The organism is Streptomyces sp. AK08-02 (assembly GCF_033795085.1).
Taxonomy (GTDB): Bacteria; Actinomycetota; Actinomycetes; order Streptomycetales; family Streptomycetaceae; genus Streptomyces; species Streptomyces echiniscabiei.
Genome location: NZ_JARAZV010000019.1, coordinates 1 through 15,197 on the forward strand (window position 1 = coordinate 1; position 15,197 = coordinate 15,197).

General features: G+C 72.4%; 10 protein-coding genes and 1 pseudogene. 5 read left to right on the forward strand and 6 right to left on the reverse strand.

Annotation, left to right across the window (positions count from 1 at the left end):
• Positions 1 to 2,144 (forward strand): acyltransferase domain-containing protein (locus tag PV734_RS34715; RefSeq protein WP_319293456.1); only part of this gene is annotated, 2,144 nt, incomplete at its 5' end.
• On the forward strand, positions 2,141 to 3,616 hold the full coding sequence (locus PV734_RS34720) for an FAD-dependent monooxygenase (RefSeq protein WP_319096205.1): 1,476 nt from the start codon (positions 2,141 to 2,143) through the stop codon (positions 3,614 to 3,616). The genes PV734_RS34715 and PV734_RS34720, both read left to right, overlap by 4 nt.
• A gap of 149 nt (positions 3,617 to 3,765) precedes the next feature.
• Here PV734_RS34720 and PV734_RS34725 read toward each other — a convergent pair whose 3' ends face one another.
• The 5 genes from PV734_RS34725 to PV734_RS34745 all read right to left on the reverse strand — a co-directional run bounded on the left by PV734_RS34725 (position 3,766) and on the right by PV734_RS34745 (position 9,932).
• Complete coding sequence (locus PV734_RS34725) at positions 3,766 to 4,305, reverse strand: allene oxide cyclase barrel-like domain-containing protein (RefSeq protein WP_319096204.1); 540 nt, start codon at positions 4,303 to 4,305, stop codon at positions 3,766 to 3,768.
• A gap of 65 nt (positions 4,306 to 4,370) precedes the next feature.
• On the reverse strand, positions 4,371 to 6,377 hold the full coding sequence (locus tag PV734_RS34730) for an ABC transporter ATP-binding protein (RefSeq protein WP_319096203.1): 2,007 nt from the start codon (positions 6,375 to 6,377) through the stop codon (positions 4,371 to 4,373).
• Complete coding sequence (locus PV734_RS34735) at positions 6,374 to 7,255, reverse strand: ABC transporter permease (protein WP_319096202.1); 882 nt, start codon at positions 7,253 to 7,255, stop codon at positions 6,374 to 6,376. Before PV734_RS34735 ends, PV734_RS34730 begins: the two co-directional genes overlap by 4 nt.
• A complete protein-coding gene (locus PV734_RS34740) occupies positions 7,252 to 8,283 on the reverse strand; it encodes an ABC transporter permease (protein WP_319096201.1) in 1,032 nt (343 codons plus the stop codon). The genes PV734_RS34735 and PV734_RS34740 overlap by 4 nt, the downstream gene beginning before the upstream one ends.
• Positions 8,280 to 9,932 (reverse strand): ABC transporter substrate-binding protein, encoded by a 1,653-nt coding sequence (locus PV734_RS34745; RefSeq protein WP_319096200.1) that lies wholly within the window; start codon positions 9,930 to 9,932, stop codon positions 8,280 to 8,282. The genes PV734_RS34740 and PV734_RS34745 overlap by 4 nt, the downstream gene beginning before the upstream one ends.
• Positions 9,933 to 10,555: 623 nt before the next feature.
• Between PV734_RS34745 and PV734_RS34750 the strand changes: the two genes are divergently transcribed.
• Positions 10,556 to 11,140 (forward strand): flavin reductase family protein, encoded by a 585-nt coding sequence (locus PV734_RS34750; RefSeq protein ID WP_319293457.1) that lies wholly within the window; start codon positions 10,556 to 10,558, stop codon positions 11,138 to 11,140.
• A gap of 300 nt (positions 11,141 to 11,440) precedes the next feature.
• The gene (locus PV734_RS45935) at positions 11,441 to 12,058 is read left to right on the forward strand and encodes a transposase (protein ID WP_415924318.1); all 618 of its coding nucleotides are present in this window, start codon (positions 11,441 to 11,443) and stop codon (positions 12,056 to 12,058) included.
• On the opposite strand, the gene acnA is transcribed toward PV734_RS45935, so the two are convergent.
• The gene (gene acnA / locus PV734_RS34755; protein ID WP_319096198.1) at positions 12,021 to 14,738 is read right to left on the reverse strand and encodes an aconitate hydratase AcnA; all 2,718 of its coding nucleotides are present in this window, start codon (positions 14,736 to 14,738) and stop codon (positions 12,021 to 12,023) included. The two genes, PV734_RS45935 and acnA, sit on opposite strands and share 38 nt — an antisense overlap.
• A 209-nt stretch (positions 14,739 to 14,947) precedes the next feature.
• On the opposite strand from acnA, the pseudogene PV734_RS34760 reads away from it, so the two are divergent.
• Positions 14,948 to 15,183: pseudogene (locus PV734_RS34760) on the forward strand (DUF4236 domain-containing protein).
• The last annotated feature ends 14 nt before the right edge of the window (positions 15,184 to 15,197 follow it).

Below are 15,197 nucleotides of genomic sequence, written 5' to 3' on the forward strand. Positions count from 1 at the left end.
TCACCCCCACCGTCACCATCGCCGCCATCAACTCCCCCACCTCCCTCGTCATCAGCGGCGACCACGACACCGTCCACACCCTCACCACCCACTGGAAAAACCAAGGACGCAAAACCACCCCCCTCCACGTCAGCCACGCCTTCCACTCCCCCCACATGGACGACATCCTCAACCCCTTCCACACCGTCACCCAAAACCTCACATACCACCCACCCCACACCCCCATCATCTCCACCCTCACCGGACAACCCGCCACCCCCACCGACCTCACCACCCCCCAATACTGGGTCGACCAACTCCGCAACACCGTCCACTTCCACCACGGCACCACCGCTCTGCTCCAGCAGGGCGTGGACACCGTCGTCGAGCTGAGTCCGACCGCCACGCTGCTGCCCGTCGTGGCCGAGACCGCCGGGGACCGGGCGCCCCTGCTCGTTCCCGCCGGGCGGCCCGACCTGCCCGAGCGGCAGGCCGAGACGCTCGCCCTGGCGACCGCGCACGTGCACGGCGCCCTCGCGATCGACTGGCCACTGCTGTACGGCGACCGGCGCCCCGTCGACATCCCCACCTACGCCTTCCAGCGGCGGCGCGTGTGGCTGACGCCCGACCAGGCGAACGGCGGCCCCGACCGGTCCGAGGAGTCGCAGTTCTGGGAGGCGCTGGAGCGCGGCGACGTCGAGGCGCTGGCGGCCCTGCTGGACGTGGACGAGGACGTACCGGCGCTGGCCGGGGCGCTGCCCGTGCTGGCCCGGTGGCGGGCCCGGCAGCGGCTGACGTTCGCGCCGCGCTGGCAGCCGGTGGCCGCGGCTGCTCCGGCCGCCGGCCGGTGGCTGCTGGTCGCCCCCGGCGGCGCCCGGGACCTGGCGTCGGCGCTGGCCGCGCGGGGCGCCGAGGTGACCGTGGTACCGGGGGCCGCGGAGATCCCCGTCGACGGCCCGGAGCCGGACGGGGTGGTGGTGGTACCGCCGCCGGACGGCGTGGCGCTGATCGAGGAGGTGTCCCGGGCCCTGGAGAAGGCCGCGGTCCGCGTGCCCGCGTGGCTGGTGACCCACGGCGCGTTGGCGGTGACCGACGCCGACCCGGCGCCCGACGCCGCGCAGGCCCGGCTGTGGGACGCGGTCCTCGCGGCCGAGCACCCGTACCGGCTGGCCGACCTGCCGGCCGACGGTGACCCGCAGGCCGCGGCGCGGCTGGCGGACGGCCTGGGCGTGCATGCCCCCGCGGCGTCCGCCGGACCGGCCGGCGGCCGGTTGGCGGCCCGCGCGCACGGCCTGTACGAGCGGCGTCTGGACCGGCTGACACCGCTGCGGCGCGGCACCCGGGCGCCGGCCACGGCGTGGCTGAGCGGCGGCACGCCGCAGGAGACCGACGAGGTGGCGCGGTGGCTGGTCCGCGGCGGCGTACGGCACCTGCTGCTGTCCGGCGAGCCGCGCGACGTCGGCGGGCCGGCCGGACTCGGGGCGTCCCTGCGGTTCGTCGCCGAGTCACCCGCCGACCTGGCGGCGGACGTGCCCGAACTCCCGCTGGCCGTCGTCCGGTTCGGCGGCGCCGAGGGCGCCGCGGCGGCCGACGGACTGACGGCCGGGCTGGACGTGGCCTCCTTCCTGGTGTTCGCGGCGGACGGCGACACGGCCGAGGCGCGGGCCGAGGCCGTCGTCCGGCACCGCCGGGCCCGCGGCGAGGCCGCCACCCTGGTGCGGTGGGGACCGTGGCCGGCCGGCGGCACCACGTCGCCGGCCGACGCCCTCAGGGCGCTGCGGCCCGTGCTGGACCGGGACGAACCGGTGATCGTCATCAGCGAACGGAACCCGGACCAGGAGGCGTCCGAGCCCGACGCGGCGGCCGGCCCCGGCGACCTGCGGGCACGGCTGGCCGCGGCCGGGCCGGAGGGGCGCGAGGCGCTGCTCACCGCCGAACTGTGCGCGCACCTGGCCGCCGTGCTGGGGCACACCGGCGGCGAGCCGGTCGACGCCGAGCAGGACCTGATGGACCTGGGCCTGACCTCGCTGACCGCCCTCCAGCTGATCAACCTGCTGCAGGAGACCGCGGATCTGGAGCTGACGCCCGCCGCGCTCTACGACAACCCCACGCCGGCCGCGCTCGCGCGCCACCTGGCCGACCTTACGGTGGAAGGAACTCCATGACCGACACAGTCATCATCGCGGGAGCGGGACCGGCGGGTCTGATGCTCGCCTACGAGCTGGGCCTGGCCGGCGTGCCCGCCGTGGTCGTCGAGCGCCACCCACGGCAGCGCGTCGACGCGCCCGGTGTGGCGATCAACCCCAGCACCATCGAACTGCTCGACCAGCGGGGGCTGATGGACGAGCTGCGCGAGGGCGCGCTCGTGCTGCCGACCGAGCACTTCGGCTTCGTCTTCCTGAAGGCCACCGACCTCGGACGCCCCAACGAGAACACCCACCTGGTGCTGCAGCCCCGGCTCGAGGAGCACCTGGAGCGCCATGCCACCCGCGTCGGCGCCACGGTGCGGCGCGGCCTGGAGCTGGTCTCGGTGCGGCCCGACGCCGACGGGGTCACCGTCGGCCTGCGCGGGGACGGCGGTGCGATCGAGGAGCTGCGCGGCCGCTACCTGGTCGGCTGCGACGGGCGGCACAGCGCGGTGCGGGAGCTGACCGGCATCGCGTTCCCCGGCATCGATCCCCCCTTCCACGGCATCGTCGGCGACCTGGAGATCGAACACTCCGACATCCCGCCGGAGTTGCTCGCGGTGCGCCACCACCCCTCGGGCGGCCACTTCCTGGGGGCGCCGACCCTGCCGGGTGTGTTCCGGGTGATGCTGGCCGAGTTCGGCACCGAGTCCCCCGGCGAGGACGTGCCGGTGACGATGGACGAGCTGCGCGAGAGCATCGTGCGGATGACGGGCGTCGATCTCAAGGCGGACCGCTTCCATTGGCTGTCGCGCTTCACCAACGCCACCCGCAACGCGGAGCGTTACTCCGAGGGGCCGGTGTTCATCGCCGGCGACGCCGCGCACGTGCACTACCCGTTCAACGGCAAGGGCATCGGGACCGCCGTCCACGACGCGGTGAACCTGGGCTGGAAGCTGGCGGCGACGCTGCGGGGCCATGCGCCCGAGGGTTTGCTCGACACGTATCACGCCGAGCGGCACCCGGTCGGTCAGGCCGCCTGCGACCTGGTGCGGGCCCAGGTCGCCCTGTGCCACCCTCCGGAGGCGGTGGCGCCGCTGCGGGCGCTGATCGGCCGGCTGGCGGAGTTCGAGGACGTCCGCCGCTATCTGGTGGAGGCCATCACGGACCTGTCGGTGCGCTACCCGGCCGAGGAGGGCGCGCACCCGCTGGTCGGCGCCAGGCTCCCGCACGCGGTGCTGTCCGCCGCGCAGGGCCCCGTCCCGGTGGCGGAGCTGCTGCGGCCCGGCGGCGGCCTGCTGCTCGACCTGACGGGCAGGCCGTCGGCGTACGCGGCGGACGTGGAGGGCCTGGCGGGCCGGGTGCGCACCGCCGAGGTGCGGCCCTCGGACGACATCGACGCGGGCGCCGTGCTGCTGCGGCCCGACGGGCACGTGGCCTGGGCGGCCGGCGACACCGCCGACCACGAGGGCCTGCGCACCGCCCTGAAGGCGTGGTTCGGCGCCGCCTGAGCACCGTGCCGGACGCAGGGCCCCCGCGGCGTGCCGCGGGGGCCCTGCGCGCGTGGTACGGCCGCTGCCGCCCGGGGCGGCCGGGGGTCCACGACGAAGCGGTCCGCGGGGCGTGTGCCCCGCGGACCGCTTCGTGTGCCGCCGTGACGTCAGACGTGGCAGAGGGTGAAGGTCGCCAGCGTGTCGTCGCGGGTCAGGAAGTCCCACTCACGGATGCCGAAGTAGCCGCGGTAGCGGCCGCCGACGCCGGTCAGGGAGATGTAGGACTTGCCGCCCTGCAGCATCGCGCTGATGTCGGCGACGCCGAGGGTGGTGACGACACCACCGCCCGCGAACCTGATGGTCTCCTGGTAGCGGCCGAAGATGTGGCCGTCGGAGGGCCGGGTGTACAGGAGGCGGACGGTGCCGTGGGTTTCGGCCACCAGCGTCCCGTCGTCCTTGCGGAAGTCGTTGTTGAAGTGGCCGATGTCACCGACGCTCGGCACCCCGACCGGGTCCGCGTCCTCCTGGGAGCGCGACAGGACGTGCTCGTTGGCGGTGATGGTGGTGCAGACCGTGTTGGGCACGGGCTTCGGTCCGGCCTCGGCCGAGGTGGCGGCGGCGGAGCCGGGGACGACGAGGACGCAGGCGGCGAGCGAGACCGCGGCGGCCGCGATGAAGGCAGGCCGGGGCACCGATTTCAGACGCACGATGGGATCTCCAGATTCTGGTCGGAGCGAACGCCGCAAGTCTCGGAACACCTGCTAAGCGCCTGCTAAAGCAGGTCTGTTCCGGACAGCTCGTCGGATACGGCGGTCCGGTCCCGCGGGTGCGCGGCGCGCGAGGAGCCCGCGAGCGCGGCGGTACGGGTCAGCGCGGCCAGCAGGGTCTGGGTGTAGGGGTGCCGTGGCGCGTCGAAGACCTGCGCGACGTCGCCCTCCTCCACGACCGTGCCGTCCTTCATCACCAGCACCCGGTCGCAGACCTCGCGGATCACCCCGAGGTCGTGCGAGATGAAGAGCAGGGCCACGCCCAGGTCGGCGCGCAGGGCGGCGAACAGGTCGAGGATCTGCGCCTGGACGGAGACGTCGAGGGCGGAGACCGGCTCGTCGCAGACGATGATCTCGGGCTCGGGCGCCAGCGCGCGGGCGATGGCGACGCGCTGGCGCTGGCCACCGGAGAGCTCGACGCCGCGGCGCTGGAGCACGGAGGGGTCCAGGCCCACCCGGCGCAGGAGTTCGGTGATCCGTTCGCGTTCCGCGGCGGCCGCGCGCCGGCCGGGGCTGCCGAGGGCCTCCCCGACGATCCGCTCGACGCTGAAGCGCGGGTCGAACGACTCCAGCGGGCTCTGCTGCACGGTCTGCACGCGGGACCTGCGGGGCCGCCGTGCGCGCTCCGTCGCCTCGCTCCAGGGCTCGCCGTCCAGCCGGACGGCGCCCTGGTCCGGCGCCAGCATGCCGGTCACCAGATGGGCGAGGGTGGTCTTGCCCGAGCCCGACTCGCCGACGACGCCGAGTGCCTCGCCGGGCCGCAGCCGGAACGAGACGCCGTCCACGGCGTGCCGCCACGTCCGGTCGGGGGACCGGAAGCGCTTGACCAGATCCGTCGCGTCGATGAGGGGTTCGGCCGGATTCCCGCGCGGCTTCGGACGCGGCGCGGCCTCGGCCGCGTCCCTGTCGCCCGTCGTGTCCTCGGCGGCGGTCTCGCCTGCGTGCCAGCACCGCACCGTGCCCCCGTCGGCGGCCCCGTCCGCGTCCAGGGGGCCCTTTCGGGGCAGGGGGAGCAGCGGCGGCAGTTCGGCACGGCAGCGGGAGTCCGCGAGCGCGCAGCGGGTGCTGTAGGGGCAGCCCGGGCCGTCGGCGGGCGGTGCCAGGACCGCGCCCGCCCTCCTGCGCGGCCGGGCGGCCCGGTCGAAACTGGGCGCTGCGGCGAGCAGGTCGGCGGTGTAGGGGTGGACGGGCCGGGTGAGCAGCCGCTCCACGGGCCCCTCCTCGACCACCATGCCCGCGTACATGACGGCGACGTGGTCGGCCATCCGCCCCACGACGGTGAGGTCGTGACTGATGAGCAGGACGGCGGCTCCCTCGTCGCGGCGGGCGGCGAGCAGGTCCAGGACCTGTGCCTGGACGGTGGCGTCCAGTGCGGTGGTCGGCTCGTCGGCGATGAGCAGCGGCGGGCCCGCGGCGATCGCGGAGGCGATCAGCGCGCGCTGGCGCAGGCCGCCGGAGAGCTCGTGCGGGTACTGCCGGGCGCGCAGGGCGGGTTCGGGCACGCCGACGTCGGTCAGCAGCTCGACGACGCGTGCGGCGCGCTCGCGGCGGTTGAACAGGCGGTGGACGGTCAGCGGTTCGGCGATCTCGTCGCCGACCCTGCGCAGCGGGTCGAGGGAGGACAGGGCGTCCTGGAGCACGAAGCCGATCCTGGCGCCGCGCAGCCGGCGCCACTGCTGCTCGCTGTTGCGGCGCAGGTCGGCGCCCTCGAAGCGGAGTTCGGCGGCCCGGACGGTGGCGGTGCGGCCGGCCAGGCCGACCAGCGTGCGGGCGGTGACGCTCTTGCCCGACCCGGACTCGCCCACCACCGCCAGACACTGTCCGGGCCGCAGTGCCAGGTCCACGCCGCGCACCGCGCGTACCGGTCCGTGCCGGGTGGTGAACTCCACGGACAGGTCCCGCACGGACAGCAGCGGACCGGCGTCGGCCGGTCCGTGCTCGGCGCCGGCGGCCCGGTCGGTGGTGTCGCCGGCGGTCTGGCTTTCGGTCCTGCCGATGGTCCTGCCGGTCATGAGCGCCGCCCTTCGAAACGAACCTGTAGCTCACGGCCCACGACACCGATGCAGATGACGGTCAGCGTGATCGCGATGCCGGGGAAGACCGCGAGCGACCAGTCGGCCTGGAGGTAGTCGCGTGCCTGGGACAGCATCGAGCCCCATTCCGGGGCGGGCGGCTGCGGGCCGAGTCCGAGGAAGCTCAGCGACGAGCCGACGATCATGCACGAGCCGACGTTCATCGTGGCCAGCACGAACAGCGGCGGCAGCACGTTGGGCACCACATGCCGTGCGATCACGCCCAGGCGGCGCACGCCGAGCGAGGTCGCGGCGCGGACGTATCCGGCCTCCTTGACCACGAGTGTCTGCACGCGGGTGACGCGGGCGAAGCCCGGGGACAGGGAGACGGCGATGGCGATGGCGATGTTGCGCCCGCTGGGGCCGAGGACTGCGACGACCAGCAGGGCCATCAGCGTGCCCGGCATGGACAGGAAGATGTCCGCGATCCGCATCAGGAACTCGTCCAGGACCCGGCCGCCGAGGGCGGCCAGCAGGCCCCACGCGGCGCCGACCGCGAACGCCAGCGCCGTGGCGCCCAGGCCCACGGCGACCGAGGTGCGGGCGCCGTGGACGACGCGGGCGAAGGTGTCGCGGCCGAGCTGGTCGGTGCCGAACACGTGGTGCCCGCTGGGCCCCTGGAGGGCGCTGATGGGATCGGTGGCGTCGGGGTGCGCGGCGAACAGGTCCGGGTGGATCGCCGCGAGGAGCACCAGCAGCAGGTACGCGGAGGCGAGCAGCAGGCCGGGCCGCAGGGCGCGCCGGGCCCCGCCGGAGCGGTGCAGGACGGCGACGGGCGGTACCGCGTCGTTGGTCGCGACGTCGGGGACGGTGGTCATCGCGCCACCGCCCGCAGCCGGGGGTCGACGACCCGGTCCAGCAGGTCGACCGCGGTGTTGATGACGACGAAGGTGGCGGCGGCCAGCACCACCACCGCGGTGACGACCGGGAAGTCCCGGCCGTCGACGGCGGTGAGGGTGATCTGCCCGATGCCGGCGCGGGCGAAGACGGCCTCGACCACGACTACGCCGCCCAGCAGTTGGCCGAGGACCCAGCCGGACAGTGTGAGCACCGGCAGCAGCGCGTGCCGCAGCACGTGCCGCAGCAGCACCCGCCGCTGGGTGGCTCCCCTGGCCCGCACGGTCAGCACGAACGGCTCGTCCAGGGCCCGTTCCACGCCCTCGCGCATGACCAGCGCGATGGCGCCGCCGATCGGCAGCGCCATCGTCACCCAGGGCAGCACCAGGGACCGCACTCCTTCGTTGCCGAGCACGGGGAACATGTGGAGGCGGAAGGAGAACAGGGTCAGCAGCAGGATGCCGACCCAGAAGCTGGGAGTGGACACCAGCAGCAGCTCGATCGCCGAGGACACCGAACGGGCCTTCGGCCGTCCGGCGGTGCTCAGCGCGAGCACCAGCGCCAGCAGGAAGCCGAGGACCGCGGCGCCGACGGCGACCGTGACGGTCGCCCACAGCTGGTCGAGGATCACCTTGGTGACCGGCTGGTTCAGCTGGTAGGAGGTGCCGAGCCTGCCGTGTGCCAGCTCGCCGAGGAAGTGGCCGTACTGGTCGATGAGCGGACGGTCGAAGCCGTACTGGTGGTTGATCAGCCGCAGCACCTGCGGGGAGGCGCTGTTGAGGGTGCCGCTGCCGGCGATCAGTCGGGCCGGGTCGCCGGGCAGCAGGTGCAGTCCGACGAAGGACAGGGTGGCCGCGCCCCACAGCACCACGACGCCGAACAGCAGGCGCCGCAGCCACCAGGTCAGCAGTGGCGGCACGGTGACGGAGGGGACCGGGCGGCCGCGGCGCGGCGCGTGCGGTGCCGGCGGTGTCCGGCCCGTCGCCGGGGAGGGTGTGGTGGCGGTCATTTGGCCAGCCACGCGTCGTAGAAGGTCGGGAAGGACTGCGGGGTGAAGTCCACGCCGTGCAGCTTGTCCGACGCTCCGATGGTGGTCTGCTCGACGTAACCGGGGATCAGGTAGGCGTTCTTCAGGACGTACGCCTGGGCCTTGGCGTAGTCGCGCCTGGCCACGTTCTCGTCCTTGGTGGTGGCCGCCTCCTCCAGCCAGGCGTCCAGTTCCCGGGAGTTGGCGTAGGAGGCGTTCTCGCCGCCCTTGGAGACCAGTTGGTCGCTGCCCCACACCAGCCGCAGGATGTCGGGATCGGCGCGCACGAAGCTGTAGTCGAGCATGTCGTACGTCCCCTTCTGTATGTCGGAGACATACGTGCCGACCGCCACGCTGGGCCGCTTGAGGTTGATGCCGACCTTCTTCGCCTGGGCCTGGAGTCCCTCCGCGAGGGTGTCCCGGCCGTTGCGCTGGCCGGCCGGGGTGTAGGGCCACTCGATGGCGAGTTCCTTGCCGTCCTTGGTGCGGTAGCCGTCGGCGTTGCGCCCGGTCCAGCCGGCCGCGTCGAGCAGCTGGTCGGCCTTCGCCGGGTCGTAGGCCTGGAGCGACGACTCGGCCGCGGTGTCGTAGTAGCCGGTGTTGGGGCTGATGGTGTTCCTGGCCGCCTGGTACTGCCCGAAGTAGACGCTCTTGACCAGCGTGGGCACATCGACCGCGGCCTGGAGCGCCTGGCGGACCCGGACGTCCTTGGTCACGCCGCGCGAGACGTTGAAGTAGACGTTCCAGTTGGCGCCGGGGGCCTGGTGGCGGAGCAGTTGCAGACCGGCCGCCTCGATGGGCTTGGCGTCGATGGGCGGTACGGAGCCGATGGCCTGCACCTGGTGGCTGGTGAGCGCGCCGTACCGGGTGGTGTCCTCGGTGATCAGGTCGATGTTGATGCGGTCGAGGTGGGCGGGGCCGGTGTGCTTGGCTCCGGGCGGCGCGGTGGTGTAGTGCGGATTGCGTACCAGCACGATGTTCTTCTGCTGGGCCCAGGAGACGAAGGAGAACGGGCCCGTGCCGACCGGCTTGTACCGGGACACCGGCAGCGCCAGCGCCTTGGGGCTCTGGATCCCCAGGTACGGCGTGGACAGCGCCTGGAGGAAGGGGGCGAAGGGGCGGCTCAGCTCCACCTTGACGGTCGCTTCGTCGACCACCCTCGACCGCTTGTACGCCGAGATCAGCGACCCCGCGTACTGGGACTTGGTGGCCGGGTCCACCACGTGGTCCAGCGTCTTCTTCACCGCGGCGGCGTCGAACGGAGTGCCGTCCTGGAAGGCGACTCCGGTGCGCAGGTGGAAGGTGTACGTCTTGCCGTCCGGCGAGATCTCCCACCGCTTGGCCAGCCACGGCTTGAAGGTGGTGGGGCCGGTCTGCGCGACGAGCGAGTCGAAGATGGCCAGGCCGACGACGCCGGTGATGTCCGCGGGACTGGCGGCGGGGTCGAGCGAGGGCTGCGTCTGGTCGACCGCGTAGGTGAGCGTGCCTCCGGTCACCGGCGTTCCTCCGTCGCTGCCCGACACGCCACCGGTGGTGCCGGAGGTGCAGGCGGTGAGGGTGAGGCCGAGGACGAGCGGCAGTCCGGCTGCGCGCAAGGTACAGCGTCTGACGGCACCGGGCTTGTTGCGCATCTGGTCAGTCTCCTAGCAGGAAAGGGGCGGCCGGCGCGCGGAGCGGAGCGCGCCCGGGAACGGCGGGGCCGGCGCGGTGCCGGGGCGGGGATCGGGCGGTGCGGACACGGGCACAGCCGGAGTGGAAGGACACGGCTGACCGGGTCGTCACCCGCAGGAGGCGGTACTGCCCAGACAGGTGTGACACCGGTGGTCGGCCACGCGTACCGGGGGACAGCATCCGGCCGTGGCGCGAAACTCCGCCTCTCGCATGTCCCCTCCCCTCTCACATCGGTGGCCCGGCCCAGGCCGGAGCGTCGCCGCACCGACGAGATGCCGTCACGCTAGGCCAACGTTTCGACGCTCCGCAACACACAGCGGAGGCCGCTGTCAAATTAGGGGTACCCCTACAGGGTCGCCCGGTCTACGGGGCCCCTATAAGGGCTGTCACCAGGCCACACCTCGTTGATTCGAGGTCGTGGAACACCTGACGGGGTGTCACGCGACGGGCCTTAGCGGCGCCTTAGGGCGACCCTGGATGCTGGATCGCACACGGCCGGAAAGCGCGGCGCGCGGACACGTGTTTCGTGTGCGGACGTAGCCGGCCGAGGGCCACAGGTCGCGAGGTGAGAAGGACGACGCCGATGACGGTCACCACTCCCGCCGCCGAGCTGCTCCGACGGACGCTGCGGCGTCATGCCGCGGGTGTGACCGTGCTGACCGTGCCGGGGCCCGCGGGTTTCACCGCGACGTCGTTCACCTCGGCCTCCCTGGAGCCCGCGTTGGTGTCCTTCTACCTGTCGACCACGGCCTCCTCGGCGCCGGCGGTGCGCGCCGCCCCCGTGTTCGCCGCGCATGTCCTGGGTGTGGACCAGCAGGAGCTGGCGGAGCGCTTCGCCCGCAGCGGCGTCGACCGTTTCGCCGGAGTCTCCTGGTCGCCGGGTCCCGAGGGGGTGCCGCTGCTGGAGGGCGTCCCGGCATGGCTGACGGCCCGGCCGGTGCTGCGCCAGGAGATCGGCGACCACCTGCTGGTGGTCGGGCAGGTGACCGCCGCCGGCGGCGGCGCCGCCCGCTCCCCGCTGCTGCACCACGCGGGGACGTTCGGTTCCTTCCACGCGCCCCCGGACGCGCGGACAGCCCCGAGGAACACCGCCGTCGCGGCGGCCGCGGCGGGATTCCCCACGGGATTCCGCCCGCCGCCGGGCCTCACGGGACCTACGCCCGCGTGAACCCGCGACCGCGCTCCGCTTCGGCCACGTGCAGTGACTCTGCTGCGCGATTGGCTGCGGGGGGTGGGGTGTTCGAGCGATGATCGCTTCCGCGGTCGCTCTCCTGCCGCGCGGCTGCCGGCGGATGATGCGGATGTCGTCCCAGCCGAAGGGACTGCCGGGGATCCCGGAGCGGACCGCTGCGGTGGCCCGGCGTCTTTCCCCAAGGGGAGCCTGCCGATTCGGGTGCGGGACCGTCTGGCGGGGGTCTTCGCGGACGAGCCGTTCACCGGCGCCTTCGGGGTCCGTGGCGCCTCGGGGATGGCACCGGCGGCGCTGTCCCTGGTCACGGTGCTCCAGTTCGCCGAGAACCTGACCGACCGGCAGACTGCCGCGACGGCCGTCAGGGCGATCGATGGGAAGTACGCGATCGGGGCGGAGCTGACCGATACCGCCTTCGGTCCCAGCGTGCCGGCCCGTTTTCGGGCCCGGTCGGCCGGGCATGGCCTGGAGCGGCTGGTCTTCGACCGGCTGGTCGACCACTGCCGCGACGCCGGGCTGGTCGGGCGCCGGCGGCAGACAGCGCACCGAGACCACCCACGTCATCTCCGCGGTACGGGACCTGAACCGTCTGGAGCCGGCTGGAGAGAGCGTGCGGGCGGCGCTGGAGGCCCTCGCGGTGGCCGCCCCCGCCTGGCCGGCCGACCGGATCGATGTCGCCGAGTGCGCTCACCGCCACGGACCGAGGGTCAACGGCTGGACCATGCCGTCGTCCAAGACCAAGAAGGACCGGCTGGCGCAGGTGTTCGCGCAGGACGGCTGTGCGATCGTGCGGGCCGCCTGCGATGCGAGCGCCCCGCTCCCCGCGAGACGCGGGGGCAGGGCGCTCGTTCACGTCAGGTCAAGAACCGGCGAGTTGGCGCAGCACGTAGTGCATGATGCCGCCGTTGCGGTAGTAGTCCGCCTCGCCCGGGGTGTCGATGCGGACGACGGCGTCGAACTCGACGCCGGTGTCCGTGGTGACCTTGACCGTGCGCGGGGTGGTGCCGTTGTTCAGCTCCTCGACGCCGGTGAAGGAGAAGGTCTCCTCGCCGGTGAGGCCGAGGGACTCCGCGGTGGCGCCCTCCGGGTACTGGAGCGGGAGGACGCCCATGCCGATGAGGTTCGAGCGGTGGATGCGCTCGTACGACTCGGCGATGACGGCCTTGACGCCGAGGAGCGCGGTGCCCTTGGCGGCCCAGTCGCGGGACGAGCCGGAGCCGTACTCCTTGCCGGACAGGATGACCAGCGGGATGCCCTGCTCGATGTAGTTGCGCGAGGCGTCGTAGATGAACGCCACCGGCGCGTCGGGCTGGGTGAAGTCGCGGGTGTAGCCGCCCTCGGTGCCCGGCGCGATCTGGTTGCGCAGGCGGATGTTGGCGAACGTACCGCGGATCATCACCTCGTGGTTGCCGCGGCGGGAACCGTACGAGTTGAAGTCACGGCGCTCGACGCCGTGCTCCGTGAGGTACTTGCCACCGGGGGTGTCGGCCTTGATCGCGCCGGCCGGGGAGATGTGGTCGGTGGTGACCGAGTCGCCGAGCTTGGCGAGGACGCGGGCGCCGGCGATGTCCGAGACCGGGGTGGTCTCCATCGTCATGCCCTCGAAGTACGGGGGCTTCCGCACGTAGGTGGACTGCGGGTCCCACTCGAAGGTGTCGCCCTCGGGGATCGACAGGGCCTGCCACTGGGCGTCGCCCGCGAAGACGTCGGAGTAGGACTTGGCGAACATGTCCTCGCCGATGGCGTTCGCGACGACGTCGTTGACCTCGGCCTCGGAGGGCCAGATGTCGGCCAGGAAGACCGGCTTGCCCTCCTGGTCCACACCGAGCGCGTCACGCGTGATGTCCACCTTCATGGACCCCGCGAGGGCGTAGGCGACGACGAGCGGCGGGGACGCCAGGTAGTTCATCTTGACGTCGGGGTTGATCCGGCCCTCGAAGTTGCGGTTGCCGGAGAGCACCGAGGTCACGGCCAGGTCATGGTCGTTGACGGCCTTGGAGACCTCGTCCGGCAGCGGGCCGGAGTTGCCGATGCAGGTGGTGCAGCCGTAGCCGACGAGGTTGAAGCCGACCTTGTCGAGGTAGGGGGTGAGCCCCGCCTTGTCGAAGTAGTCGGTGACGACCTTGGAGCCCGGGGCGAGGGTGGTCTTGACCCACGGCTTGCGGGTCAGGCCCTTCTCCACGGCCTTCTTCGCGACCAGCGCGGCGGCGACCATGACGTACGGGTTCGAGGTGTTGGTGCAGGAGGTGATGGCCGCGACCGTCACCGCGCCGTGGTCGATCTCGTACGTCGAGCCGTCGGGGGCGGTCACGGTGACCGGGTTGGACGGGGCGCCGTTCGGGGCGACGGCCGGGGAGTCGGAGGCCGGGAAGGACTCCTGACCGGCCTCGTCCACGGAGTCGACGTAGTTGCGGACGTCGATCTTGAACTGCTCGGCGGCGTTCGCGAGGACGATACGGTCCTGCGGGCGCTTCGGGCCGGCGATGGAGGGGACGACCGTCGAGAGGTCGAGCTCCAGCTTCTCGGAGAAGTCGGGCTCGGCGGCCGGGTCCAGCCAGAGGCCCTGCTCCTTGGCGTACGCCTCGACGAGCGCGAGCTGCTGCGGGGAACGGCCGGTGAGCTTGAGGTACTTGATGGTCTCGCCGTCGATCGGGAAGACCGCGGCGGTGGAACCGAACTCCGGCGACATGTTGCCGATGGTCGCGCGGTTCGCGAGGGAGGTGGCGGCCACGCCCTCGCCGTAGAACTCGACGAACTTGCCGACGACGCCGTGCTTGCGGAGCATCTCCGTGATGGTCAGCACGAGGTCGGTGGCGGTGGTGCCGGGGGTGAGCTCGCCGGTGAGCTTGAAGCCGACGACGCGCGGGATGAGCATCGAGACGGGCTGGCCCAGCATCGCGGCCTCGGCCTCGATACCGCCGACGCCCCAGCCGAGCACACCGAGGCCGTTGACCATGGTGGTGTGGGAGTCGGTGCCGACCAGGGTGTCCGGGTACGCCTGACCGTTACGGACCATGATCGTACGGGCGAGGTGCTCGATGTTGACCTGGTGGACGATGCCGGTGCCCGGCGGGACGACCTTGAAGTCGTCGAACGCGGTCTGGCCCCAGCGCAGGAACTGGTAGCGCTCCTTGTTGCGGCCGTACTCCAGCTCGACGTTCTGCGCGAAGGCGTCGCGTGTGCCGAACTTGTCGGCGATGACGGAGTGATCGATGACCATCTCGGCCGGGGAGAGCGGGTTGACCTTCGCCGGGTCACCGCCGAGCGCCTTCACGGCCTCACGCATGGTGGCGAGGTCCACGACGCAGGGCACGCCGGTGAAGTCCTGCATGATCACGCGGGCCGGCGTGAACTGGATCTCCTGGCTGGGCTGCGCCTGCGAGTCCCAGCCACCGATGGCCCGGATGTGGTCGGCGGTGATGTTCGCGCCGTCCTCGGTACGGAGCAGGTTCTCCAGCAGCACCTTCAGGCTGTACGGAAGGCGAGCCGAGCCTTCCACCTTGTCCAGCCGGAAGATCTCGTACGACTCGTCGCCCACGCTGAGCGTGCTACGGGCGTCGAAGCTGTTCGCCGACACGACAGTCTCCTTCATTGATGTGCGCGTTCCACCGCATCCTGCCGCCACGACCACTTGGCCGATCCGCTGAGGTCAGGCTAAGTTAGGTAAGCCTTAGTGGCACAGATATCTCGATGTCGAGATAACTCTAGTGCATCGGTGGCGAATGGTCATGCCCGGCCGCGGTGTGATGTGGCCATCACCGCGCCGATCCGGGGTACCCGACCTCCATGCCTCTCACCTTCCGCAAGAGCTTCCGGATACTTCCCGGCGTACGCCTGAACATCAACAAGGGCTCCTGGTCGATCACGACCGGCGGCGGCAGCCACGGCCCCCGGCACACCCACAGCAGCACGGGACGCCGTACGACGGTGGGGGTCCCCCCGCTCGAGCGGAGTCGAGAGTGGGGGAGGATCTGCCCGGCCCGTTCGGCTGGCGCCGCACCCGTTCCGCCAAGCGCCGCTGACGGTTCGTCACCCG